The sequence below is a fragment of the Arthrobacter gengyunqii genome (assembly GCF_023022985.1).
GTDB lineage: Bacteria > Actinomycetota > Actinomycetes > Actinomycetales > Micrococcaceae > Arthrobacter_B > Arthrobacter_B gengyunqii.
Map to the genome: position 1 here is coordinate 3632737 of NZ_CP095461.1, position 23459 is coordinate 3656195.

The following is a 23459-nucleotide window of genomic DNA, read 5'->3' on the forward strand; positions in this document are numbered from 1 at the left end:
GCTTAGTCGCTCGCGGTGCCCGGTGCCGCCCCGGTGACCATCCATGCGTCCCGGCGTACGCGCCAGGTCAGCGTCACCGCCCGGGCGCTCATGTATCCCAGGGCAAAAGCGGCCCACAGCCAGGCAATGCCTCCGGGACCGTCCAACCCGGCGAGATGCACCCACCAGAGCAACGGCAGATAGGCCACCAGATTCAGCATGCCCGTCAAGGCCAGGTACCGTGCGTCGCCCGCGCCGATGAGCACGCCGTCGAGCACAAACACCAGCCCACAGATCGGCTGGGACGCGGCCAGCACCCACAATCCCGCGGTGAGTGCGGACTGCACTCCGGCGTCCGGCGTGAAGATCCAGCCGGCGAAGGGTGCGGCGGCGGCCAGCAGCACTCCGGTGATCACCCCGAAGCCCACCCCCCAGCGGATCATCCGGCGGGTCAGCTCCCGGGCCATGGTCCGGTTGCCGGCGCCGAGTTCCTTGCCGATGAGTGCCTGCGCGGCAATGGCCAGGGCGTCCAGGGCAAAGGCCAGGAAAGTGAAGACGGTCATGACCAGCTGGTGGGCAGCCAGGGACTGCGGTCCCTGCGCGGTGGCCACGAACACGGCGGCCAGCACGGCCAGGCGCAGGCTGAGGGTGCGCAGCATCAGCCAGGAGCCCACGTGCGCGGTGGCGCGGATCCCGGCGGCGGCGGGACGCAGCGGAACTCCGGCACGGCGCGCCATCCGGCCCACCAGCACCAGATAGACGGCGGCCATCCCCCACTGGGTGATGCTGGTGCCCAGCGCGGATCCGGCAACGGAGAGGTTGAAACCGTACACCAGCAGATAGTTCAGGCCGATGTTCACTGCGCAGCCGACGCCGGCCACCATCAGCGGCGTGCGGGTGTCCTGCAGTCCGCGCAGCACTCCGGTGGCGGCCAGGACCACGAGCATGGCGGTTAGGCCCGGCATTGAATACTGCAGGTAGTCCACGGCGAAGGCGTGCACGTCACCGGTGGCGCCCAAGGCCGTGGCGAGAGCGGGTGCGGCGAGAATGCCGGCGGTGGAGAGCAGCACCCCCAGAATCAGGGCCAGGCCGATCCCGTCCCTGCCGGCGGCCACGGCCTCCCGGTGGCGGTTGCCGCCCAGATGGCGCGCCACGGTGCCGGTGGTGGAGTAGGCCAGGAACACCATGAGGCCGACGGCGGTCTGCAGCACCGTGGATGCCAGACCCACGCCGGCCAGCTCGTTGACGCCCAGGTGGCCCACGATGGCCGAATCCGCGATCAGGAACAGCGGCTCGGCGATCAGCGCACCGAGTGCGGGTATGGCCAGGGCGAGGATGCGCCGGCCGAGGTTCGAGCTGGAGATTTGTGCTGAAGTGCCCACCTTCACAGCTTACGGTCCCGGTTGCGCCCCGGCCGCCCCGGGACCTGCGGCGGGATCTGCGGCGGACCCGGCGCCTGGGTCCGCCGTGAGCACCGCGGCAGCTGTTCCTGCGGCGAGCGCCATCAGTACACCCACATAGGCGCTGAGTCCGGCCCATCCGAAGGCCTGGAAGAAGATGCCGCCGATCCAGCCCAGCAGGCTCGACCCGGCGTAGTAAAAGAGGTTGTACAGCGACGAGGACTGCGCCCGTCCCTCAGTGGCGAGGAACGGGGCCCAGCCGGAGGCAATGGAATGGGCGGCGAAGAACCCGCCAGTGAACACCACCAGCCCGGCAATCACTGCGGGCAGCCATGCCGCAAGCGTGAGGGCCAGCCCGGCAGCCATGACGGCGGTGGAACCCAGGAGCACGGTTTTGCGTCCGCCGCGGGTCTCAAGCCGGCCGGCGAGTGCTCCGGCGGACCTGGAGGACCAGGTACCGGCGAGGTAGGCCAGGAACAGGAAGCTGGCCACGCTCTGCGGCAGCGAAAACGGCGCAGCACCCAGCCGGAAGCCCAGATAGTTGTAGACCGCCACAAAGCCGCCCATCAGCAGGAACCCCTGCATGTACAGGGTGAGCTGCCGCGGGTTGCGCAGGTTGGCCAGCAGCCGCCCGCCCAGTCCCGGACCCGGATCCGACCGGCGCAGCGGAACAAATCCCTGCTGTTTCGGTGCGGTCAGCATGAACACGATTCCGGCTCCGGCGGCGAGGAGGCTGACGACGCCGACGCCGACGCGCCAGTCCGCAGCATCGGCCACGGGGGCGGCCACCAGGCGTCCGGCCAGCCCGCCGATCGTGGTGCCGGAGACGTAGCTTCCGGCAGCGACGGCGGCGTGGACACGTGACACTTCCTCGTTGAGGTAGGCCAGGGCGACCGCGGGAATCCCGCCCATGGCGGCACCTTCGGCGAACCGCAGAGCCAGAAGCACCGGAAGGTCGGGGCTGAACGGAACCAGCAGCCCCAGCACCACCGCCGCGACGATCGCCAGCCGCATCACCGGCAGCCGGCCGAACCTGTCGGCGGCGGCGGCCCAGGGGATAACTGCTGCGGCCAGGCCCAGGGTGGCGGCCGAGACCGTGAGGGCGGCCGAGGACGCCGTGATGTCCAGGTCCCGGGCCATTCCGGGCAGGACGCCCTGCACCGAATACAGCTGGGCAAACGTGGCCATGCCGGCCGCGGCCAATCCAATGAGCACGCCCCGGTACCCGTGGCTGCCTTTTGCATGTCCGGTCCACGGCTCATCCCTGCGGTTCCCCGCCCCTGCTGCTGTCTCCTTGCGCACGATCAAACTCTAGGCCTTCGGGCTCCGGGCCCGCACCGCCGTCAGACCCGTCAGGCCCGCTGCGGCAGTTCCAATTCGGACATCAGATTGGCCCGCGCCCGTTCTTCCCACCGGTCGCGGGCCTGCGGCGTGGAAAAGATCGGATCGAGATTCAGCAGGCCGGCCACCACGCGGCGGCGGCCCGTGCCGAAGACTGCATCATCCACATTTGGATACTCCCGCCGGACCTCGGCCACGTACCGGCGGTAAGCCTCCGGGCTTCGGCCCAGAACGGACAGGTCCGCGTCGCAGAGCAGTGCTCCGGCTGCATCCCCGGGTTCCGGCCGGTGCCCCGCAGTCAGCCGGACCAGGCGCTGGACCTCGCGGATCTCGTGGCCCGGACTTTCGGTTTCCGCGAGCAGGGCCGCGGCGAGGGAAGCTGAGTCCTCCTCGTCGTCGGCGGTTCCGCGGTACACGGCGTCGTGAAACCAGGCCGCCAGCAGCACGGTCCGAGGCGGCGGCCCGTCCGAGAGCTGCTCCGCGGCTTCCACCACCGCCAGCAGGTGCCGGCGGTCGTGGTAGCGGCGGTGCGGTTCGCCCCATCGGTTGAGCAGTTCCGCCCCCACCTCGCGGCAACCCGGGACCAGTGCGTCCCAGCGGGCAAGAAGCGGATGCACGAGCGAGGAATTCCGCTCCCGTGCCCTGATCCGCAACCCGCTGCGGATGAGCAGTCGCACCAGCGTCCCCCCGTCAACTTCGACAGCACCCCTGGCCACCAGGTCCCGGTAGCGGTGCCGCGGTACGTCGTAGTGGTCCAGATCGAAGGCACGGGAGCTGATTCCGGCGGCAGCGGCAAAGCCATGCAGCTCGGCCAGTGACGTGTCCGAAACCAGATGCGAAAACACCGTGCCGTGGGCCGGCCACCGGGGCGGGTCAATGTAGATCATCCGACGGCAGGCCGGGACGAAGACGGGAAAGGCATAGTCCATACCTACCGGACGCCGGCCGGGATTTCCACGCAAACCTTTTTCGGCACACCCTTGTCCGTGCTCCGTGCCCGTGGTCCAATACCTGCATGAATGAAGGGGACACTGCTGTCCTGGCCATCGGAACACGCAAGGGCCTGTGGCTGGCGACCAGCAACGACAGACAAAACTGGACCCTGTCCGGCCCGCACTTCCTGATGGATGAAGTGGCGTCTGTGGCCATTGACACCCGTCCCGAGGTTCCCCGGATCCTCGCGGGGATCATGAACTGGCACTGGGGCCCGTGCGTCGTCCACTCCGATGACCTCGGCCGCACCTGGAGCGAACCGGAAGACGGCGCCGTCCGATTCCCTTCAGACACCGGAGAGGCGCTCACCAGGGTCTGGCAGGTGCAGCCGGACAGCGCGGGCCGCCCGGGCGTGGTGTGGGCCGGGGCCGAACCCATTTCCGTGTGGAAGTCCACCGACGGCGGTGAGCACTTCGAGATGAACCAGCCCTTCTGGGAGCATCCGCACCGCAGCGGGTGGGGTGCCGGTTTCGGCGGCGCAGCGGCGCACACGGTCCTGCCCAGCCCGGAGGATGACACCGTGCACGTGGCGATCAGTGTCGCCGGCGTCTACCGGACCGACGACGGCGGAGCGTCCTGGATGCCGCGCAACACCGGCATCAGCGCCTATTTCCTGCCGGACCCCAATCCGGAGTTCGGCCAGTGCGTCCATAAAGTGGCGCGGGACGCCGGCGATCCGCGGCGCCTGTACGCCCAGAACCATCACGGCGTGTACCGCACTGACAACTCCGGTGATTCATGGCAGTCCATTGCCGACGGGCTGCCGGCGGATTTTGGCTTCGTCATGCTGGCGCATCCCACCCGTCCCGACACCATCTGGACCATCCCGTTAAAGGCCGACGGCGAGCGCATCGCCCCCGACGGACATTTGGCGGTCTACCGGAGCACGGACGCCGGGGACTCCTGGACGCGGCTTGACGAGGGCCTCCCGGACACGGATTTCAACGCAGTGCTGCGTGATGCCGCTGCCGTGGACAGCGCCGATCCTGCCGGCGTGTACTTCGGCACCCGGGGCGGGCAGGTCTTCGGCAGCGCGGACGAAGGGAACACTTTTTCGCTGGTCGCCGGCAATCTTCCCGATGTGCTGTGCGTGCGGGCGGGCATCGTGCCGGCGGGATCTTTCGGATGAGCGCGGCCCCGGTGCGGCTGGTCCTGCCGGCGGCATTGTCAGCAGATGCCGGGGGTGTCCGCGAACTGGTACGCGACTCCCGCCCGGACCTGACAGCAGCCGGGCTGCTGGACGGACTGGCCGCCGAGTATCCGCGGCTGGAGCGCCGGATCCGGGATGAGGCCGGTCAGCTGCGCCGCTACGTAAACGTGTATCTCGACGGAGAAGAACTGCGTGCCCTCAACGGCCTGGCCAGCCTGGTACCCCCGGGGTCCGAGGTTTTGATCCTGGCGTCAGTGGCCGGCGGCTGAACTGAAAAACTGAAAACGACCAACGCAGCGGTTTAAAGGCTGCAGGCGCCCCGCCGGTGGCGGAGCGCCTGCACTATGTGGTTTTCCGGTTCCGCAGCTTTGCCGGGAATTCGGATTAGACCTTCATTAGGCCGGCAGCTGCAGGACCTGGCCGGTGAAGATCAGGTCATGGTGGATGATCGAGTCGGCGTTGGCGTTGTACAGCGCCTGCCATCCACCTTCGATACCCAGCTTCTCGGCGATGGTGGAGAGCGTGTCGCCGGGCTGGATGATGTAGGTCTCACCGCTCACCGCAGGAGCAGGGGTCTGCACCGGTGCGAGCTCCTGGACCTGGGCTTCCGGCAGCACCGGAGTCTCAGGCACGACAGCCTCGGGGGCAACCTGGACTTCAGGCTGAACCGGAGCCTCCGCCACGTATTCCTGCGTGGGCTGCGGAGCGGTGTACTGCTGGGTCTGCTCCGGAGCGGTGTACTGCTGGGTCTGCTCCGGAACCGTGGTCTGGCTCTGGGTGCTCACAGAACCGGTGGCACCGCCGGACAGGCCAAGCTTGGCGGAGCAGGCGGGCCATGCACCCCAGCCCTGGCCGGCGAGGACGCGCTCGGCCACTGCGATCTGCTGTTCGCGGCTGGCGGAGGCGGGGTCGCCCGTGCCGCCGTAGGCTGCCCAGGTGCTCGGAAGGAACTGCAGGCCACCGGAGAATCCGTTGCCCGTGTTGATGCCCCAGTTGCCGCCGCTCTCACACTGTGCCAGTGCATCCCATGTACTTGTGTCGGCAGCCTGGGACGGTGCTGCGGTCAGTGCTACTCCTGCACCCGAGATGGCGGCTACTGCGAGTCCCCGGCGCACGATTCGGCTGATCTTAGACTTGGTCATTGGTATTGGCTGCTCCTAGGGTCCACCTGCGTTCCACCCTTCCCAGGGCTTCGTTACGCCGTCGCCAACCCCTTTGACGTATCGAGGTCATGGTGCGGTGCCTGACGATGTGGCGACGTGAGGTGGCTCGAGGCACCGAGCGCTTTGCGGCGGCACCTGGAACGGCGCCCGCCTGATGCCGGGACTTGGATGCCCGGCGGGGTTCGTTTTTCGAACCGTTAACCACGGTAAGGGAAGCTCCAGCAGATAACAAACGGATATCGATCACACAAGTCTGTGACCCGGGACGCGCCGTAGCCGAGCGTGTTTGCCACTCCCCGGCCGGGCCAGCTGCGAATTCTAGACAGCGCACCGGCGGCAGGTCTAGGGTTTGACCTCGTGCTGACATTCTTCAATGCGCTCAAACGCATTCTGGTCGGGCGCCCCTACGGCAACGAACGGCTGGCGCACACCCTTCTGCCTAAGCGCATTGCGCTGCCGGTCTACGCCTCCGACGCGCTCTCATCCGCAGCCTACGCTCCGGACGAAATCCTCCTGACCCTTGCCCTTGCCGGTGTCACTGCGGTGACCCTGTCGCCCTGGGCCGGGCTCGCTGTGATCATCGTCCTGCTGACGGTTGTGGCGTCCTACCGGCAGAACGTCCATGCCTATCCCTCCGGCGGCGGTGACTACGAGATTGCCAGCACCAACCTGGGCAAACCCGCCGGGCTGACGGTGGCCTCGGCGCTCCTCGTGGATTATGTGCTGACGGTCGCCGTTTCCATGTCTTCCGCCTCCCACTATCTGATAACGGCGGTGCCGGGCCTGAACGGCCTGCAGGCGCCCATTGCCGCCGTCGGCGTAGCTGTTCTGGTCCTGGTCAACCTGCGCGGCATCCGGGAGGCCGGGGCGGTGTTCGCGGTGCCCACCTACGTTTTCATGGCCTCAGTGCTGGGCATGTGCGCCATTGGTGCCTTCCAGGCAGCGACCGGCAATCTGGCCCAGGCGCCGTCGTCCGGCTTTGACCTGGTGCCGGAATCGGGTCTGGACAGCGGCCTGGTGGGATTGGCAGGCGCGTTCCTGCTGCTGCGGGCCTTCTCCTCGGGGGCTGCGGCGCTGACCGGTGTGGAAGCCATCAGCAACGGGGTTCCCACCTTCCGCAAGCCCAAGAGCACAAACGCGGCCAGCACGCTGCTGCTCCTGGGCGGAATATCGGCGGCAATGCTGGCGGGCATCCTGGTGCTGGCCAATGCAACCAATGTCCGCGTCGTTCAGGATCCCGCCACCCAGCTGACCGTCAACGGCAGCCCCGTCGGACCCGAGTATGTGCAGCATCCGGTGATCAGCCAGCTCGCGGAAACCATCTTCGGTGACGGCAGCCTCGCCTTCTACATCGTGATTGCCGCCACCGGACTGATCCTGGTCTTCGCCTCCAACACTGCCTTCAACGGCTTTCCGGTGCTGGCGTCCATCCTTGCCAAGGACGGCTTCCTGCCGCGTCAGATGCGCACCCGCGGTGACCGACTGGCCTTCAGCAACGGAATCGTCGCCTTGGGCGTGGGCGCGCTGGTCCTGATCCTGCTTTTTGACGCCGATGTCACCCGCCTGATCCAGCTCTACATTGTCGGGGTGTTCGTCTCGTTCACCGCCAGCCAGCTCGGCATGATCCGGCACTGGACGGCGCGGCTGCGCACGGAACGAAGCCGCGACGCGCGGCTGCGAATGAAACGCTCGCGGGTCATCAACGCCGTGGGATTCGGCATGACGGCTCTGGTTCTGGCTATTGTCCTGGTCACGAAGTTCACCCACGGCGCCTGGATTGCCCTGCTGGCGATGGGCGTCCTGTACCTGCTGATGTTCCTGATCCGGTCGCACTACGATTCGGTGGCCCGGGAACTTGCGGTGGATGACAACGTGCAGGGCCTTTCCCTGCCGTCGCGGGTCAACGCCGTGATCCTGGTGTCCAAGGTCCACAAACCGGCTCTGCGGGCACTGGCCTACGCCCGGGCTTCGCGCCCTTCCAGCCTGAACGCCATCATCGTGGACATCGATCCCGAAGACACCAAGCGCGTCATGGAGCAATGGGACCGAATGCAGATCCCGGTGCCGCTGACCGTTCTCTCGTCGCCCTATCGCGAGACCGTCTCCCCCGTGCTCACGTATCTGCGTGAGGCCCGGCGGAACGCCCCCCGCGAACTGTTTGTGGTCTACATCCCGGAGTACGTCGTCGGGCGCTGGTGGGAGCAGCTCGTGCATAACCAGACCGCACTGCGCATGAAGGCCCGGCTGCACTTTGAGCCGGGCATCATGGTGGCCAGCGTCCCCTGGCAGCTGGCGTCCAGCCGGGATCGGGGCGCCACGCCGACGCCGGGTTCGGGACTGTAGACCAAGGGTCCTGGGGAAACCCCTGCCGGATCAGGCGTCCGGGTTAGCCCGTGGGTCGGTGGTCTCTGCGGGAGCGGACAGTCCCCTGCCGGCCAGGACGGACTGGTACGCGTAATCCGTGAGCCTGCCCTCGGCGTGGGCCTGCACCACGGTCTCAAAGGACCGCGGACCCGATTCCTCGCTGTACGGGAAGTGGATCAACTCTGCAATCAGTTCCCAGTCTTCGGCAATGGTGTCGATAAGGTCCCCTGGGGTTTCCTCCGGGCCGGGACCGCCGCCCAGGACAGTCCAGGTTTCCTTCGGCACACGGTAGGCCTCCAGCCGGTCAAGGTCGGCAACGAGTTCTTCCAAGGACCCGTATTCGGTCTGGGCTTCGGGCGGAACGGAGCCGTCCGGCGTCGCCAGCTGGCTCACGAATCCGGTTTCCAGCGGGAAGACGGACGTCGGCACGGGCTCGCCCTCCTCCAGGTAGGCGGGCAGCTGTGACGGCATCCAGTACCAGGCGTCGCCGTCGAGCGCCCCGCCGGGCTGGTTCCGCTCGCTGATCCAGCCGCGGGACGTCAGCAGAGCCTCACCCTCGTCACTGGTAAAGGATTCGGTGTTGCCGAAAATCCGGTTGGTTTCATGCTCGGCGCGGCGGGCCTGCTTCTTCTTGGCGACTGCCTTCTTGCGGGGCTTTGACTTAGGCACGGAACTCCTTGGATACGGCTGGTCGGGGATGGCACCGTGAGCGGCCATGGCGCCGACCGGCAGCACCAATTCTAGTCGGCGGGCGGCTAGAAGCCGGAGCCGCCCTCCACTGCCATGTTGGAGAAGCGGGAGTAGTGGCCCTGGAAGCCCACCACGATGGTTTTGGTGGGACCGTTACGGTGCTTGGCAACAATGACGTCCGCTTCGCCGGCACGCGGGGATTCTTTGTCATAGATGTCTTCGCGGTGCAGCAGGATGACCATGTCGGCGTCCTGCTCAATGGAGCCGGATTCACGAAGGTCGGACACCATGGGCTTTTTGTCGGTGCGCTGTTCAGAGCCTCGGTTCAGCTGCGAGAGGGCAATCACCGGCACCTCGAGCTCCTTGGCCAGCAGCTTCAGCGCACGGGAGAACTCCGAAACTTCCTGCTGCCGGGACTCCACCTTTTTGCCCGAGGACATCAGCTGCAGGTAATCCAGCACCACGAGCTTGAGATCGTGGCGCTGCTTCAGCCGCCGACACTTGGCCCGTATTTCCATCAGGGACATGTTCGGGCTGTCATCGATGAAGAGCGGGGCGTCATTCATCCGGCCCATGGTGGTGGCGATCTTGCCCCACTGCTCGTCCTTAATGGTTCCCTTTCGCAGGTCCTGCAGCCCGATGGTTGCCTCCGCGGAAAGCAGGCGCATGGCAATCTCGTTGCGGCCCATTTCCAGCGAGAAGAAGACGGTGGTCATGTTGTTCTTGATCGCCGCGGAGCGGGCGAAGTCCAGCGCGAACGTGGACTTACCGACGGCGGGACGGGCAGCAATGACGATCATCTGTCCGGGGTGCAGGCCCTGGGTGAGTTCGTCGAGTTCGTAGAACCCGGTGGGCACACCGGTCATGCCTTCGCCCCGGTGGCCGGCGGACTCGATCTCGTCCACCGTTCCTTCGATGATGTCCTTGAGCGGAACGTAGTCCTCGGCAGTGCGGCGCTCCGCCACGGCGTACACCTCGGCCTGGGCCGCATTGACGATGTCATCGACTTCCATGCCGTCGCTCGAGTAACCGAGCTGGACAATCTTGGTACCGGCGTCCACGAGGCGGCGCAGGACGGCGCGTTCCCGGACAATCTCTGCATAAAAACCTGCATTGGCAGCGGTGGGAACCGACTGGATCAGGGCGTGCAGGTAGGCGGGGCCGCCGATGCGGCCGATTTCACCGCGCTTGGTGAGCTCATCAGAGACCGTGACGGCGTCCGCAGGCTCGCCGCGGCCGTACAGGTCAATAATGGCTTCGAAAATTGACTCGTGCGCGGGGCGGTAGAAGTCGATGCCGCGCAGGACCTCGACGACGTCGGCGATGGCGTCCTTGGAAAGCATCATGCCGCCCAGGACCGACTGCTCGGCAACCAGGTCCTGCGGGGGTGTCCGCGTGAAGTCGGAGCCCGAGCTCGATGCCGGTGAGTCAGTATGCGTGAGCGACACTGTGTAACCCTTTCCCAAGGTACTGCTGTGGTGCGATCCCTGCCCGGTGGGCAGCTGATTCAGGTCTATCCCGCCGCGGTGACACTTTCGTGTGCGGCGGCTGCCGGTTCAACGGCACCGTCCCGGTGACGGGCAAGGAGTCGAATAGGAGGGATTCACCCGCAACCGTAGTCCTGAAACCGCCTGCTCCCAAACGAGTTATCCACAGCCCTTGTGGACAAGGTGTTCATAACTGGGCGTGTCTTGTGCACAGGTTGGGTATAAGGGTGTGGATAAACTATTGATTTCTGGCCAAACATGGCTCTGACGTGGGAAAACATTCGTCCACACCTGTGTATAGAAGTTATTTTTCCCCAACATTCACCACCTGGTTTCAGGTTGACAGATGGTAAAAACAGGCCTATGGGGCGAGGTTATCCCCGACAAGTCGGCAATTTTCCACAGCCACTATCCACAGCGGGATTGAGCTTCACCGCCCGACGCCGCCGGCACACGCAAAAGCGCCCCCCGCCAAAGGCGGAGGGCGCGGATGCTTAACACGCCCGCAGGCGTGTCAATGGCCGTACTAGCTGGCTACGACGTTGAGGTCGATGACAGCAGCAACGTCGTCGTGCAGACGGACGTTGGCCTGGAAGGAGCCAACCGACTTGATGTGAGTCGGCAGTTCAACCTTGCGCTTGTCGATGGTGCCGAGGCCGGCGGCCTCAACAGCAGCGGCAACGTCGGCGGCCTTGACCGTGCCGAAGAGGCGTCCGGACTCGCCGGCCTTGACGGTCAGAGTGACCGGCTTGGCGGAGAGTGCAGCGGCCTGCTTCTGAGCATCTTCCAAGGAAGCGTGCTCGCGGGCAGCGCGGGCAGCCTTGATGGACTCAACCTGCTTCTCGCCACCCTTGGTCCAGGTCAGAGCGAAGCCACGGGGCAGCAGGAAGTTACGTGCGTAACCGTCCTTTACCTCGATGACGTCGCCGGCAGCGCCGAGACCGGTTACTTCGTGGGTCAGAATGAGCTTTGCCATGTGTTTAGGTTCCTTTCCTTAGCCGCGGCCAGCGCCGGAGTACGGCAGGAGAGCAACTTCACGGGCATTCTTGATTGCCTGTGCAATTTTGCGCTGTTCCTGCACGGTTACGCCAGTTACGCGACGGGCGCGGATCTTTCCGCGGTCGGAAATGAACTTGCGCAGCAATGCTACGTCCTTGTAGTCGATGACAGTGATGTCAGCGGCCTTCAAGGGATTGGACTTTGGTTTGGGCTTGCGAAGTTCAGCCTTAGCCATCGTGGAGCTCCTTATGTCTGGTGGAGCCCGTGGATCATTCCACGGGATGGGCTCGACGGCGAATGCCGTCTGAGGTTGCGCCCGAAGGCGCAGGGGTGAAGTGCTGCACGCTTACCGCGAGGCAAACGTGCCGCTCCTCGGTTGAGATTAGAAGGGAGGATCGTTGGAATCCGGTCCGTTGCCCCAGCCGCCGGCGTTTCCGCCGCCTGCAGGAGCACCCCAGGGATCGTCAGCCGGCGCAGCCTGTGGCTGCTGCTGGCCGCCGCCCCATGCGGGGTTGGAATTGCCGCCGAAGCCGCTGTTTCCGGAGTTTCCGCTGTTGCCGCCAAAGCCGCCGCCACCGCCGCCGGAGCGCTGGGTGCGGGTGACCTTCGCGGAAGCATACCGAAGCGAGGGGCCGATCTCGTCGACCTCAAGCTCCATTACGGTGCGCTTTTCGCCTTCTTTGGTTTCGTACGAACGCGACTTCAGGCGGCCCTGGCAAACAACACGCGTCCCCTTGGTCAGGGATTCGGCCACGTTCTCTGCAGCTTCGCGCCAGACAGATGCACGGAGGAACAGCGTTTCGCCGTCCTTCCAGTCATTTGACGTGCGGTCGAAAGTCCGCGGAGTCGAGGCAATGGTGAAGTTGGCCACTGCCGAACCTGACGGCGTGAACCGGAGTTCCGGATCATTCGTTAGGTTGCCGACGACGGTAATAGTTGTCTCGCCTGCCATGTTGCCTCCTGATATCGGTTTGGTTTGCAGAAATTACTCTGCGGAAACCTTTGCAGCTTCAGCCTTTGCGGCCTTCTTGGCATCCTTCTTCGAGATCTTCTGCTCTTCCGGGCGGATGATCTTGGTGCGCATGATGGTCTCGTTCAGGCTGAGCTGGCGGTCAAGCTCAGCAGCAGCTGCAGGCGTCGCGGTGAAGTTAACCACTGCGTAGATGCCTTCAGTCTTCTTCTGGATTTCGTAGGCGAGGCGGCGACGGCCCCAGATGTCCACCTTGTCGACGGTTCCACCGTCGTTGCGGACAACATTGAGGAACTTGTCGAGCGAAGGCTCGACTGTACGCTCTTCTACCTCGGGGTCGATGATAACCATCAGTTCATAAGCACGCATTTGTGAACCCACCTCCTTTGGGCTATACGGTCACGGCATTTCCGTAACAGGAGGTTCTTTTGCGTTGTCGTCCCGCCGGACCTGGGTGACCAGGGGGCAGGAAAAGCGTCGGCAAGGCCGACAGCACAGACCTAGCTAGTCTACCGGACACCGGCAGGTGCTTCTGACGCTCCGGCTCCGACACCGGCACAGCACAGGCGTCGGAGCCCTTCCGGTGTCAGCGGATAAAGAACACTTCACTTACCTTCGCCAGATGGAACGGGTCCTGTACGCCGGCCATCTCACGGGCCGAATGCATGGACAGCAGCGGTATACCGACGTCGACCGTGCGGATGCCCAGACGGGTGGCGGTCAGCGGCCCGATGGTGGACCCGCAGGGCATGGAATTGTGGGACACGAATTCCTGGTACGGGATTCCGGCGTCGAGGCAGAGCTTCGCCCAGCGGGCCGCCCCGGGTGCGTCCGTGGTGTAGCGCTGGTTGGCATTGATTTTCAGCAGCGGTCCGCCGTTGAGCACCGGGTGGTTGGCCGGATCATGGCGTTCAGCATAGTTGGGGTGCACCGCGTGGCCGGCGTCGGCGGAGATGCAGAAGGACGCCGCAAAGGCTTGCTGCCGGTCCGCTTCTGATCCGCCCAGCCCGGCAGTGATCCGGTTCAGCACGTCTTCCAGGAACGGACCTGCGGCACCTGACCGGCTCCCGCTGCCCACTTCTTCGTGGTCGAAAGCAGCCAGCACGGCGATGGAGCCATCCGTCTTCTGCTCTGCGGCGTCAATCAGCGCGGCAAGACCGGCGTGGACCGAGGACAGGTTGTCCAGCCGCCCCGAGGCGAAGAACTCATTCTCCGCACCAAAGGTCCGCGGCTCCTGGGTGTCTGCCGCCACGATGTCGTAGCCGCCGATATCCTCCGGGTTCAGGCCAGCCTTGGCGGCCAACAGGCCCACCAGGTCCGCGGCCGAGGGGTCCCCCAGGCCCCAGACCGGGTTCATATGCTGCTGCTTATCCAGTTTCAGGCCCTCGTTCACTGCGCGGTCCAGGTGGATGGCCAGCTGCGGGAACCGCATCAGCGGACCCGTTTCCACCAGCCGCTCCTCACCGTCCAGAGTGACCATGCGCCCGGCCAGCTGGAGTTCACGGTCCAGCCAGGAGTTCAGCAGCGGTCCTCCGTACACCTCCACGCCGGCCTGCAGCCAGCCAAACTTTCCAGTGGTGGGGCGGGGCTTGAGCTTGAAGGAGGGCGAATCCGTGTGGGTGCCCAGGATAGAGAAGCCCGTTCCGGTGCCGGCACCTTCGGGAACGATCCAGGCGATGAAGGCTCCGTCCCGCACCACGACGTACTTTCCCGGGTCGGCGGGCCATTGCCGGTCTTCGCCGAGCTCCGTGAACCCGGCGGCAGCGAGGCGGCGTGCACCCTCCCGCGCTGCGTGGAAGCTGGAGGGGGAGGCACTGACAAAGGCGCCAAGGTCGTGGATGTGATCCAATGCATCAGACATGCTTCGATTCAACCAGAGCCAGCTCCGAGCGCGTAATAGCTGCCCGAATCCGTGCCCCGCGACCCGGTTAAACACAAAAACTCCCCGCTGTGGAGGAGTTTAGGTGCCCGGGAACGGGGATCCGGGGACGGAGGCTGCGGCCGTTCTTCCGCAGCCTCCGTCCCCGAAGAATGGAGTCCCTAGACGTCGCTGCGTTTGGCCACGAACAGGGAGATGATCAGCAGCGCCACAGCCCAGGCCGCCATGACCAGGCCGCCTTCGAGGGCGGTGAGCTGCCCGGCTTCATCAGCTGGAATCAAAAGCATCCGATCCCCGGCGTTGGTGGGCAGGAAGCGGGCGGCGTCAGGAATCCAATCGGCCAGCCCCTGAATGAGGTTCACGATGATCACGGGAAAGACGAAGAACAGTCCAATGGCCGTCACCACGCCGCCGGCAGTGTTGCGCAGGAGCGTGCCGATCCCCATGGAGATCACGGCGATGAACGCCAGATAGGTTCCGGTGTTCAGGACAGAGCGCAGCACTCCGTCGTCGGTCAGGGCAAACTCCATGCTTTCCGCGGCGAGGATTGGCTGGGCAATGAAGTAGGAGATAAATGCCGCGCCGGCACCCAGGACAAAGGCGATGAGGGCAATCACGAGGTTCTTGGCCAGCAGGGCCGGAATGCGGGCGGGAACGGCCACCATGGTGGACCGGATCATGCCGGTGCCCCACTCAGAGGCGATCAGGACAACCGCCAGAGAGGCAATCAGCAGCTGGCCGAAGATATAGCCACTGGCCGGTGCCATCAGCGCCTGCTCCCGGAGCATGTCCATACTGCCGCCCATCTGGCCCTGCATTTCCGGAGAAGCGTCCGCCATGAAGTCAACGGACACTGCTAACTGCCACGCATAAAGGGCGCTGAGCCCCACCATGACAACGAGCGTGATGGCCAGGAGGATCACGGTGGACGGCACGGTGGTGACCTTGATCCACTCCGAGCGCAGGATCCGCGCGAAGCTCAGGCCCGAGCCGTCCCGGCTTCGAGCCGGAGCCGGAGCCGGTGTTGGTGCTGTTTGGATGCTCATGCTTACTTTCCTCCGCCGCTGATCAAAGTGGCCTCTGCTGCGGGCGCCGGGGACTGTGGCTGCTCGATGGCCTGTGACTGATATTCGACCTGGTCCCGGGTCAGTTCCATGTACGCCTCTTCGAGGGAGGACTGGCGGGGTGTCAGCTCATAGATCAGGATTTGCCGGGCCAGGGCGGCCTCGGCGATGCTGCGCGGGTCCCGGCCGGTGATCTCCATCAGGTCCGGTTCCAGCTGTGTGAACGTGGTTTCCCGGTTCTCCAGTTCACGGCGCAGCTCGTCCGGCTGGTCGGTGCGCACCAGCGTGCGGATTTTGTCCTGCCCGGCGATGATCTCGGTGATCGGAGCGTCGGCAATGATCCTTCCGCGGCCAATAACGATCAGGTGATCCGCGGTGACGGCCATTTCACTCATCAGGTGCGAGGAGAGGAAGACCGTGCGTCCTTCCGCAGCCAGGCCCTTGGCCAGGTTGCGGACCCAGAGGACACCCTCCGGGTCCAATCCGTTGACCGGCTCGTCAAAGATCAGTGTCTGGGGGTCACCCAGCAGCGCGACGGCGATGCCCAGCCGCTGCCCCATGCCCAGTGAGAAGCCGCCCACCCGCCTCTTGGCCACCGGGCCAAGCCCGGTCAGTTCAATGACTTCGATAACCCGCTTGTTGGAAATCCCGTGGGTAGCGGCCAGGGCGCGCAGGTGGTTGTACGCCGAGCGCTTGGTGTGCACGGCCTTTGCATCCAGCAGGGCACCGACTTCGTGCAGGGGTGCCTTGTGCTGCCGATAGGGTTTGCCGTTGACGGTGACGGCGCCGCCGGTGGGACGGTCCAGGCCCACGATCATGCGCATGGTGGTGGATTTTCCGGCGCCGTTCGGGCCGAGAAAGCCGGTGACCTTGCCCGGCTGGACGGTAAAGGAAACGGTGTCGACGGCAGTTTTGGTGCCGTAACGTTTCGAGAGGCCTTGTGCCTCGATCATGGTGATCCTCACATATTGGGCGGAGTTCATTGGGCGGAGCAGAATTCTGGGGGGCTTCCCCTACCCTATGGGAGCGCAGGACCGCAGGCACCGTCCTAGAGGATGATCTCAGTGCTTTTCCGGGTCCTCCCGGAGGATGACTCAGGGAGGACCCTGAGGCCCCGGCGGCCCGGAGTCCGCCTGCGGTCAGACGTCCCGTTTTTTGAGGACGACGACGGCGGCGGCCAGGAGAACGACCGCCCAGCCGGCGAGGATCAGGCCGCCTTCCGCCTGGTTGAACTGGTCCGGCTGGACCTGTGTGGCCACCAGGGCCGTGGCGGCGTTGCTGGGTAGGAACCGGGCCGCGTCTTCCACCCAATCGGCGAGGCCGGAGAGCAGTCCGAGGATGATGGGCAGGACAAAGAGTGCGCCGACGAGGGTCACCACTCCCCCGGCGGTGCTGCGCAGCAGGGCACCGATGGCCACGCCCATGACGGCGATCAGGGCCAGCACCGTTCCGGTGTTGATGATGGAGGGCAGCACCCCCTCGGCGTCCAGCCCGAAGTCCAGGTCGGATCCGGACAGGATCGGCTGAGCTACCAGATAGGTGACGAAGGCTGCCGCAATGCCGAGAACGAAGGCAATGAGGGTGATCACCAGGGTCTTGGCCAGCAGCGCGGGAGTGCGGGTGGGCACTGCCACCATTGTGGTGCGGATCATGCCGGTGGTGTACTCCGATCCAATCAGCACCACGGCCAGGGCGGCGATCAGCAGCTGGCCGAACGGCAGCCCGGACGCCGGAATGTCATAGGCCAGACTCTGTGCCGAAGTTCCGAATCCCTCGGGCGGTCCGGCCGCCGGATCATTCACCAGTTGGACCGTGCCCCAGGCGACCAGGGCGCCCAGGCCAACCATCACTGCGAAGCTCACCGCCAGCAGGATAACGGTGGAGGGGACCGTGGCGGTCTTGATCAGCTCGGAGTGCAGCACCCGCGCAAACGTGATCCGTCCGGGGCCGGAACTCCGGGGACTCCGTGCGGCCGTTGCTGCTGTGCTCATGGCTGTTGTCCTTCTCCGGCCGGCAGATAGGGTGCGGTCCTCTGCTGTGACTGGTACTCAACCTCGCCGCCGGTCAGCTCCATGTAGGCGTCCTCCAGGGAGACCTGCTGCGGGGTGAGCTCGGTAATGAGGATTCCCCGGGAAAGCGCCGCTTCCGCAATGCTGCGGGTAGTCAGGCCCAGGATCTCCAACTGGTCCTCGGCCTGCCTGTGCACTTCCACTCCCGCCGACCCCACGGCGGCCGTCAACGCATCGGCGTCATCGGTGCGCACCAAAATGCTCTCCCGGGTACTGCCGGCAATCACCTCGTCGATGGGAGCATCGGCCAGGATCCTCCCGCGGCCAATCACGATCAGATGGTCTGCGGTCACCGCCATTTCGCTCATCAGATGAGAGGAGATGAAAATCGTGCGGCCTTCGGCGGCCAAGCCCCGGACCAGGTAGCGCACCCATTTCACGCCTTCCGGATCCAGTCCGTTAACCGGTTCATCCAGGATCAGGGTTTGCGGGTCCCCCAGCAGCGCCGCCGCAATGCCCAGCCGCTGTCCCATGCCCATCGAGAACCCGCCAACCCGTTTCCTGGCCGCAGATCCGAGGCCGGTGAGTTCAATGACCTCGTTGACCCGTGAAGTGGGGATGCCCTCGGTGGCGGCCATCGCCCGCAGATGGTTGTAGGCGGTGCGCTTGGGGTGGACTGCCTTTGCCTCCAGCAGGGCGCCCACCTCATGCAGCGGCGACCGGTGCCTGGCATACGGTTTCCCGTTGACGGTCACCGAGCCGCCGGTGGGCAGGTCCAGGCCGACAATCATCCTCATGGTGGTGGATTTCCCGGCACCGTTGGGTCCAAGGAATCCGGTGACCCTTCCCGGCTGGACCGAAAAGGTGATGCCGTCGACGGCGGTCTTGTTCCCAAAGCGCTTGGCGAGTTCGCGTGCCTCAATCATGGTGTGTCCTCACACTTGGTGTCTCCATCTTGGAGCCTCGGGCTCCTAGCGGGAACTCACCGACTCAAACTTCCTCACGGCAAGCGGAACAAAAATGAGCAGCATCACTGCCGATCCGATCAAAACCGTGGCCACCGCGTGCTGCATGGGCCAGGTGTCGGGTACCGGCGTGGTTCCAAGGTTGCCAAACAGCTCGCGCACAGCCTGCACCAGGGCTGAGACGGGGTTCCAGTCCGCGAAGATGCGCAGCGGCGTGGGCAGCGTGGAACTCTGCACGAAGGCATTGGAAATAAAGGTGATCGGAAACAGGATCATGAAGGAGGCATTGTTGATGGTTTCCGGGGTGCGGACGGCCATGCCGAGAAGGGCCATGACCCAGCTGAAGGAGTAAGAGAAGAGCAGCAGGAGTCCCACCGCAGACAGGAAGGACGGGAAGGACGTGTTGACCCGCCAGCCCACCAGCAGCCCTGTGCCCATCATGATCAGCACGGAAATCCCGTTGAGTGCCAGGTCAGAGTTGGTCCGGCCGATCAACACCGCGGACGGGCTCATGGGCAGGGTGCGGAACCGGTCAATAATGCCTTCCTTGAGGTCTTGGGCCATGGCGGCGCCGGAGAAGGTGGAGCCGAACACCACGGTCTGGGCAAAGATTCCGGCCATCAGGTACTGCGTGTAGTCGGTCCCGGCGACGCTGATGGATCCGCCGTAGACCTGGCTGAACAACAAAACAAACATCACCGGCTGCAGGACGGCGAAGATGATCATGTCGGGAGACCGCTTGATCTTGATCAGGTTGCGCTTGGTGACCGTCCATCCGTCCCCGGCCCAGTTGGCTGCGGCTGAGGTGCCGCGGCCCGCCGCGGCGGGAAGCCGGGTTGTTGCCGCACTCATTGGCGCGCTCCTTCCTTGTGCTTGGCTCCGGTTCCTGCCGGATCCGGCACTTCCTCGGCGGGCCGGCCGGTCAGCTGAAGGAACACGTCGTCGAGGGTGGGCCGCCGGATGCCGGCGTCGTGCAGTCCGATGTCCTGGGACTGAAGATCGGTGAGGACGAGTTGCAGGGAGGCCGGGCCGTTCTGAACCGCCACTTCCAGGGTCCGGCCGTCCTCGGCGGTGTGCGGTGCAGCGGATCCGTGCCGGGCGAGAATGGCCCGCGCCGCGCCGGCGTCATTCCCGTCCATCAGCGCCACCGCCACGCTGTGGCCGCCGATCCGGGACTTCAGCTGGTCCGAGGTGCCCTCGGCTATCACCACGCCGTGGTCGATGACGGCCACGGAGTCCGCAAGCTGGTCCGCTTCTTCAAGGTATTGCGTGGTCAGCAGCAGCGTGGTGCCGGCGGCAACGAGGTCCTTGATCACCTGCCACAGGGCCAGGCGGCTGCGCGGGTCCAGGCCGGTGGTCGGTTCATCCAGGAACAGGACCCGGGGACTGTTGACCAGGGCGCCGGCCAGGTCCAGCCGCCGGCGCATCCCGCCGGAATAGCCCTTCACCGGCCGGTTGCCGGCATCCGTCAGTTCGAACATGTCGATCAAATCCGCGGCCCGTGTCCGGGCCTCTTTGGCGGACAGGTGGTAGAGCCGGCCCACCATCCGCAGGTTTTCCTGGCCGGTGAGGTTTTCATCAACGGCGGCATATTGGCCTGAGACGCCAATGATGCGCCGCACTTCCTTGGGCTCGGACAGCACGTCGATGCCGTCGATGCTCAGCGTCCCGGCATCGGGTTTGATCAGGGTGGTGAGGACCTTGACGGCCGTGGTTTTTCCGGCACCATTGGGACCCAGCAGCGCCATGACGGTGCCTTCCGGCACGGCAATGTTCAGCCCGTCCAGTGCGCGGACCGGTCCTGACTTGGACGAATAGACCTTGGTGACACCCTGCGCCGAAATCAGCGGGGGGACGGGGGAAGGCAGCCCCGAAGGAGTCGGAGGGGAAGTGGACATCGTTCGAAACTAGACCCTACGTCAGCCTTCGGAACCCCCTTTGCGGACAGGTGCGGTCCGCGGGTGAACCTTCCCTTTGCACGGCATCACGAAGCCTTGGCTGAGACCTTCTCCTCTTCCGCTGCGGCCGGGGCGAAGATGATGGAAACCAGCATGGCTGCGCCCACCAGCAGGAGAGAGTTGCGGATGCCCCAGTGCTCGCCCAGGAAGCCGAGGACCGGTGGTCCCACGAAGAAGGCGGTGTAGCCGATGGTGGAAACCACCGAGACCCGGGCGGCAGCGTGGGCGGGGTCTTCGCCGGCGGCGGACATGCCCATGGGGAAGCCCAGTGCCGCCCCGATCCCCCACAGCACGGCGCCGGCGGCAGCCAGCGGAAGGTTCGGTGCCAGGACGAAGACCAGCAGGCCCACCAGCGAGGCGCCCGTGCAGATACGCAGCGCCGGCACGCGGCCCAACCTGTCGATCAGCCGGGTGCCGAACCACCGCGTCAGGGTCATCGCGGCCACAAAGACGGCGAACATCACGGCGCCGGTGGACTCGCTGGTTCCCAGCCCGTCCACGGTGGCCTTGGCCACCCAGTCATTGGCGGCCCCTTCGGTCAGCGCTGCACCCAGGACCACGACGCCGATGAGCAGCGTGCGTCCTTCTTTCCAGGCGCCGAAGCGGGACGGCAACACCCGCGTGCCGGCCGAGTCGGTGTGAGGGGGCTCGTGCGGAATCTGCAGGAAGTTGCGCGGCACGATCAGCACCACGACGCAGACGATGGTCAGGATGCCCAGCAGATGCAGGGACAAGGAGACGCCCAGGGCGGACAACCCGGCGCCGATCAGGGCTCCCACAAAGGATCCTCCGCTGAAGGCGGCGTGGAATCTGGGCATGATGTTCCGCCTCAGACGGCGTTCGACGTCGGCACCCTCAAGGTTCATGGCCACGTCCCAGCCGGCAATCCCCACGCCAAAGATCAGCAGGCCGGCCGCGGTCAGCGGAATGGAGCCAAGGTACAGTCCGGCGGCAATGATCAGGGAAGCGGCCGACGTCGTGATGCCCCCGGCGCGGACAGTGCCGGCGGTGCCGATCCGCTGTGCCACCGACCCTGCCAGCGGAAGTGCCGCCACAGAGCCGATGGCAGAAAAGAGCAGCAACAGCCCCACGCCGGCCGCACCGATGCCGAGGTCCTGGGCGGCGGCCGGAATGCGTGCCGCCCAGCTGGCAAAGACGAGGCCGTTGAGGCCAAAAACCACGAAAACGGCAATCAGTGCCTTATTGAGGACGGTCTCTGTTCGGACAGTGTTTGTCGGGTTCTTTTCGGTCACGGCAATATTGTCCCCTACCTCGCGCGGACGACTCGCTTTTCATCCCAGACCGGAGTCTCGGATTCGTAGACCTTCCCGTCGGAGCCGAACACCAGAAAGCGGTCGAAGCTGCGGGCAAACCAGCGGTCGTGGGTGACGGCGAGGACGGTTCCTTCGAACGCCTCGATGGCCTTTTCCAAGGCTTCGGCGGAGTGCAGGTCCAGGTTGTCGGTGGGCTCATCCAGCAGCAGCAGCGTGGCGCCGGAGAGTTCCAGCAGCAGGATCTGCAGCCGCGCCTGCTGCCCGCCCGAAAGCGAATCGTATTTCTGCTCGGAGGACGCCGCCAGGCCGTAGCGGTCCAGGGCTCCCGCCGCAGCTTCGCGGCCCAGTCCGGACCGGTGCTCGTCGCCGCGGTGCAGGATGTCCAGCAGGGTTTTGCCAAGCAGGTCCGGGCGCATCATGGTCTGGGCGAAGAACCCCGGCCGGATCCGGGCGCCCAGCTTGACCGATCCCTCATGCGGAACCGGGGCAATCTCCACCTCGGAGACCGGCTCGTGTTCCTTGTCCGGGTCGGTGCCGCCCAGGGCCAGCAGCCGCAGGAAGTGGGACTTGCCGGACCCGTTGGAGCCGAGCACGCCCACCCGGTCGCCAAACCAGATTTCCGTGCTGAAGGGCTTCATCAGCCCGGTGAGCTCCAGCTTCTGCGCCACGACGGCGCGCTTGGCGGTCCGTCCGCCGCGCAGCCGCATCTTCACGTTCTGCTCGATCGGCAGCGCCTCCGGCGGGCCTGCCTCGAGGAACTTCGCCAGGCGGGTCTGGGCGGCCTGATAGCGGTTGGCCATGTCGGAGCGGAACGCCGCCTTGTTCTTGTACATGTTCACAAGCTCTTTAAGCTTGAGGTGCTCCTCATCCCAGCGCCGGCGCAGTTCCTCGAACCGGGCGTTGCGGTCCTCGCGCGCCGTGACGTAGCTGCTGAATCCGCCGCCGTGGATCCAGGCCGATGCTCCGTTGATTCCCGGTTCCAAGGTGACGATGCGGGTGGCGGCGTTGTCCAGGAGTTCCCGGTCGTGGCTGACAAACAGTACGGATTTCTTGGACTCGGCCAATTTGGCTTCCAGCCAGCGCTTGCCGGGAACGTCCAGGTAGTTATCCGGTTCGTCCAGCAGCAGCAGCTCATCCGGACCGGAGAACAGTGCCTCCAGGACCAGGCGTTTCTGCTCGCCGCCGGAGAGCGTGGATGCCTTGCGGTACTGGGCCCGGTCAAAGGGCATGCCCAGCGCGGCCATGGTGACCTCATCCCAAACGGTCTCCTGCTCATAGCCGCCGGCATCTCCCCAGTCCGCGATGGCCTGGGCGTAGCGCATCTGGGTGGGTTCGTCGTCGTGCTCCATCATGGCCAGCTCGGCGTCGTCCACGGCTTTGGCGGCCGCGGCCAGCGCGGGCGGGGCGGCGGAGACCAAAAGGTCACGGACCGTGCTGTCGTCGCGGACCTGCCCGACGAACTGGCGCATGATGCCCATGGATCCGGACTTGGCCACCGTGCCTTCGTCTGCCTTGATGTCTTCGGCGATGATGCGCAGCAGCGTGGTCTTGCCGGTGCCGTTGGGGCCGATGAGGGCAGTCTTGTGCCCGTCCCCCACCTTGAAGCTGACGCCGTTAAGCAGCTGCCGGCCGTCGGAGAGGAAGTAGTCAATGTTGGATACGTCGAGGTGTGCCACGCTTCCATCCTCCCATCCGCTGCGGGTGGGATGGACAGCCGTCGCAGGGACCTGCCTACGATGAAGACCGCGTGTTCCCGGACGGGGCACCGCAGTAC

At 65.4% G+C, this 23459-nt stretch carries 22 protein-coding genes; 3 read left to right on the forward strand and 19 right to left on the reverse strand.

Annotation, left to right across the window (positions count from 1 at the left end; all coding sequences use genetic code 11):
* Window positions 1-2: 2 nt before the first annotated feature.
* From MUG94_RS16910 to MUG94_RS16920, 3 genes are read right to left on the reverse strand one after another with little or no spacing between them, the layout of a single operon-like run.
* Window positions 3-1361, reverse strand: coding sequence for an MATE family efflux transporter (locus tag MUG94_RS16910; protein WP_227907287.1), 1359 nt, complete (start codon window positions 1359-1361; stop codon window positions 3-5).
* 9 nt (window positions 1362-1370) lie between these two features.
* On the reverse strand, window positions 1371-2681 hold the full coding sequence (locus MUG94_RS16915; protein ID WP_341482150.1) for an MFS transporter: 1311 nt from the start codon (window positions 2679-2681) through the stop codon (window positions 1371-1373).
* Between the two features lie 50 nt (window positions 2682-2731).
* Window positions 2732-3607 carry a DUF4031 domain-containing protein gene (locus tag MUG94_RS16920; protein WP_227907291.1) on the reverse strand — a complete coding sequence of 292 codons (876 nt, stop codon included), beginning with the start codon at window positions 3605-3607 and terminating at the stop codon, window positions 2732-2734.
* A 128-nt stretch (window positions 3608-3735) separates the two neighbouring features.
* On the opposite strand from MUG94_RS16920, the gene MUG94_RS16925 reads away from it, so the two are divergent.
* Both MUG94_RS16925 and MUG94_RS16930 read left to right on the forward strand, forming a co-directional pair.
* On the forward strand, window positions 3736-4842 hold the full coding sequence (locus MUG94_RS16925) for a WD40/YVTN/BNR-like repeat-containing protein (RefSeq protein ID WP_227907292.1): 1107 nt from the start codon (window positions 3736-3738) through the stop codon (window positions 4840-4842).
* A complete protein-coding gene (locus MUG94_RS16930) occupies window positions 4839-5132 on the forward strand; it encodes a MoaD/ThiS family protein (RefSeq protein ID WP_227890898.1) in 294 nt (97 codons plus the stop codon). Before MUG94_RS16925 ends, MUG94_RS16930 begins: the two co-directional genes overlap by 4 nt.
* A gap of 126 nt (window positions 5133-5258) precedes the next feature.
* Here MUG94_RS16930 and MUG94_RS16935 read toward each other — a convergent pair whose 3' ends face one another.
* On the reverse strand, window positions 5259-6005 hold the full coding sequence (locus MUG94_RS16935) for a LysM peptidoglycan-binding domain-containing protein (RefSeq protein ID WP_227907294.1): 747 nt from the start codon (window positions 6003-6005) through the stop codon (window positions 5259-5261).
* A 378-nt stretch (window positions 6006-6383) separates the two neighbouring features.
* Between MUG94_RS16935 and MUG94_RS16940 the strand changes: the two genes are divergently transcribed.
* A complete protein-coding gene (locus tag MUG94_RS16940) occupies window positions 6384-8369 on the forward strand; it encodes an APC family permease (RefSeq protein WP_227907295.1) in 1986 nt (661 codons plus the stop codon).
* 30 nt (window positions 8370-8399) lie between these two features.
* Here the strand turns inward: MUG94_RS16940 and MUG94_RS16945 are convergent, their stop codons facing one another.
* From MUG94_RS16945 to MUG94_RS17015, 15 genes are all read right to left on the reverse strand, one after another.
* Window positions 8400-9059: a hypothetical protein gene (locus tag MUG94_RS16945; protein WP_227890901.1), complete on the reverse strand. Its 660-nt coding sequence runs from the start codon at window positions 9057-9059 to the stop codon at window positions 8400-8402.
* An 86-nt stretch (window positions 9060-9145) separates the two neighbouring features.
* The gene (gene dnaB, locus MUG94_RS16950) at window positions 9146-10528 is read right to left on the reverse strand and encodes a replicative DNA helicase (RefSeq protein ID WP_227907297.1); all 1383 of its coding nucleotides are present in this window, start codon (window positions 10526-10528) and stop codon (window positions 9146-9148) included.
* A 565-nt stretch (window positions 10529-11093) separates the two neighbouring features.
* Entirely contained in the window at window positions 11094-11543 is a 450-nt protein-coding gene (rplI, locus tag MUG94_RS16955; protein ID WP_227890903.1) for a 50S ribosomal protein L9, read from the reverse strand.
* Window positions 11544-11561: 18 nt separating this feature from the next.
* The gene (gene rpsR / locus MUG94_RS16960) at window positions 11562-11801 is read right to left on the reverse strand and encodes a 30S ribosomal protein S18 (RefSeq protein WP_003800144.1); all 240 of its coding nucleotides are present in this window, start codon (window positions 11799-11801) and stop codon (window positions 11562-11564) included.
* Between the two features lie 147 nt (window positions 11802-11948).
* Entirely contained in the window at window positions 11949-12518 is a 570-nt protein-coding gene (locus MUG94_RS16965; protein ID WP_104053441.1) for a single-stranded DNA-binding protein, read from the reverse strand.
* A gap of 33 nt (window positions 12519-12551) precedes the next feature.
* A complete protein-coding gene (rpsF, locus tag MUG94_RS16970) occupies window positions 12552-12905 on the reverse strand; it encodes a 30S ribosomal protein S6 (RefSeq protein ID WP_227890904.1) in 354 nt (117 codons plus the stop codon).
* Between the two features lie 217 nt (window positions 12906-13122).
* The gene (locus MUG94_RS16975) at window positions 13123-14397 is read right to left on the reverse strand and encodes a M18 family aminopeptidase (RefSeq protein WP_227907298.1); all 1275 of its coding nucleotides are present in this window, start codon (window positions 14395-14397) and stop codon (window positions 13123-13125) included.
* A gap of 179 nt (window positions 14398-14576) precedes the next feature.
* The gene (locus MUG94_RS16980) at window positions 14577-15461 is read right to left on the reverse strand and encodes an ABC transporter permease (RefSeq protein ID WP_227907299.1); all 885 of its coding nucleotides are present in this window, start codon (window positions 15459-15461) and stop codon (window positions 14577-14579) included.
* Between the two features lie 2 nt (window positions 15462-15463).
* Window positions 15464-16432, reverse strand: a complete 969-nt coding sequence (locus MUG94_RS16985) for an ATP-binding cassette domain-containing protein (RefSeq protein ID WP_227907560.1) — start codon at window positions 16430-16432, stop codon at window positions 15464-15466.
* Window positions 16433-16618: 186 nt separating this feature from the next.
* Window positions 16619-17470, reverse strand: coding sequence for an ABC transporter permease subunit (locus MUG94_RS16990; RefSeq protein ID WP_227907301.1), 852 nt, complete (start codon window positions 17468-17470; stop codon window positions 16619-16621).
* On the reverse strand, window positions 17467-18414 hold the full coding sequence (locus MUG94_RS16995) for an ABC transporter ATP-binding protein (RefSeq protein WP_227907303.1): 948 nt from the start codon (window positions 18412-18414) through the stop codon (window positions 17467-17469). The genes MUG94_RS16990 and MUG94_RS16995 overlap by 4 nt, the downstream gene beginning before the upstream one ends.
* A gap of 45 nt (window positions 18415-18459) precedes the next feature.
* Entirely contained in the window at window positions 18460-19305 is an 846-nt protein-coding gene (locus MUG94_RS17000; protein WP_227907305.1) for an ABC transporter permease, read from the reverse strand.
* A complete protein-coding gene (locus MUG94_RS17005; protein ID WP_227907307.1) occupies window positions 19302-20351 on the reverse strand; it encodes an ATP-binding cassette domain-containing protein in 1050 nt (349 codons plus the stop codon). Before MUG94_RS17005 ends, MUG94_RS17000 begins: the two co-directional genes overlap by 4 nt.
* 86 nt (window positions 20352-20437) lie before the next feature.
* On the reverse strand, window positions 20438-21664 hold the full coding sequence (locus MUG94_RS17010) for an MFS transporter (protein WP_227907308.1): 1227 nt from the start codon (window positions 21662-21664) through the stop codon (window positions 20438-20440).
* 14 nt (window positions 21665-21678) lie between these two features.
* Window positions 21679-23361: an ABC-F family ATP-binding cassette domain-containing protein gene (locus MUG94_RS17015; RefSeq protein ID WP_227890913.1), complete on the reverse strand. Its 1683-nt coding sequence runs from the start codon at window positions 23359-23361 to the stop codon at window positions 21679-21681.
* Between the last annotated feature and the right edge of the window lie 98 nt (window positions 23362-23459).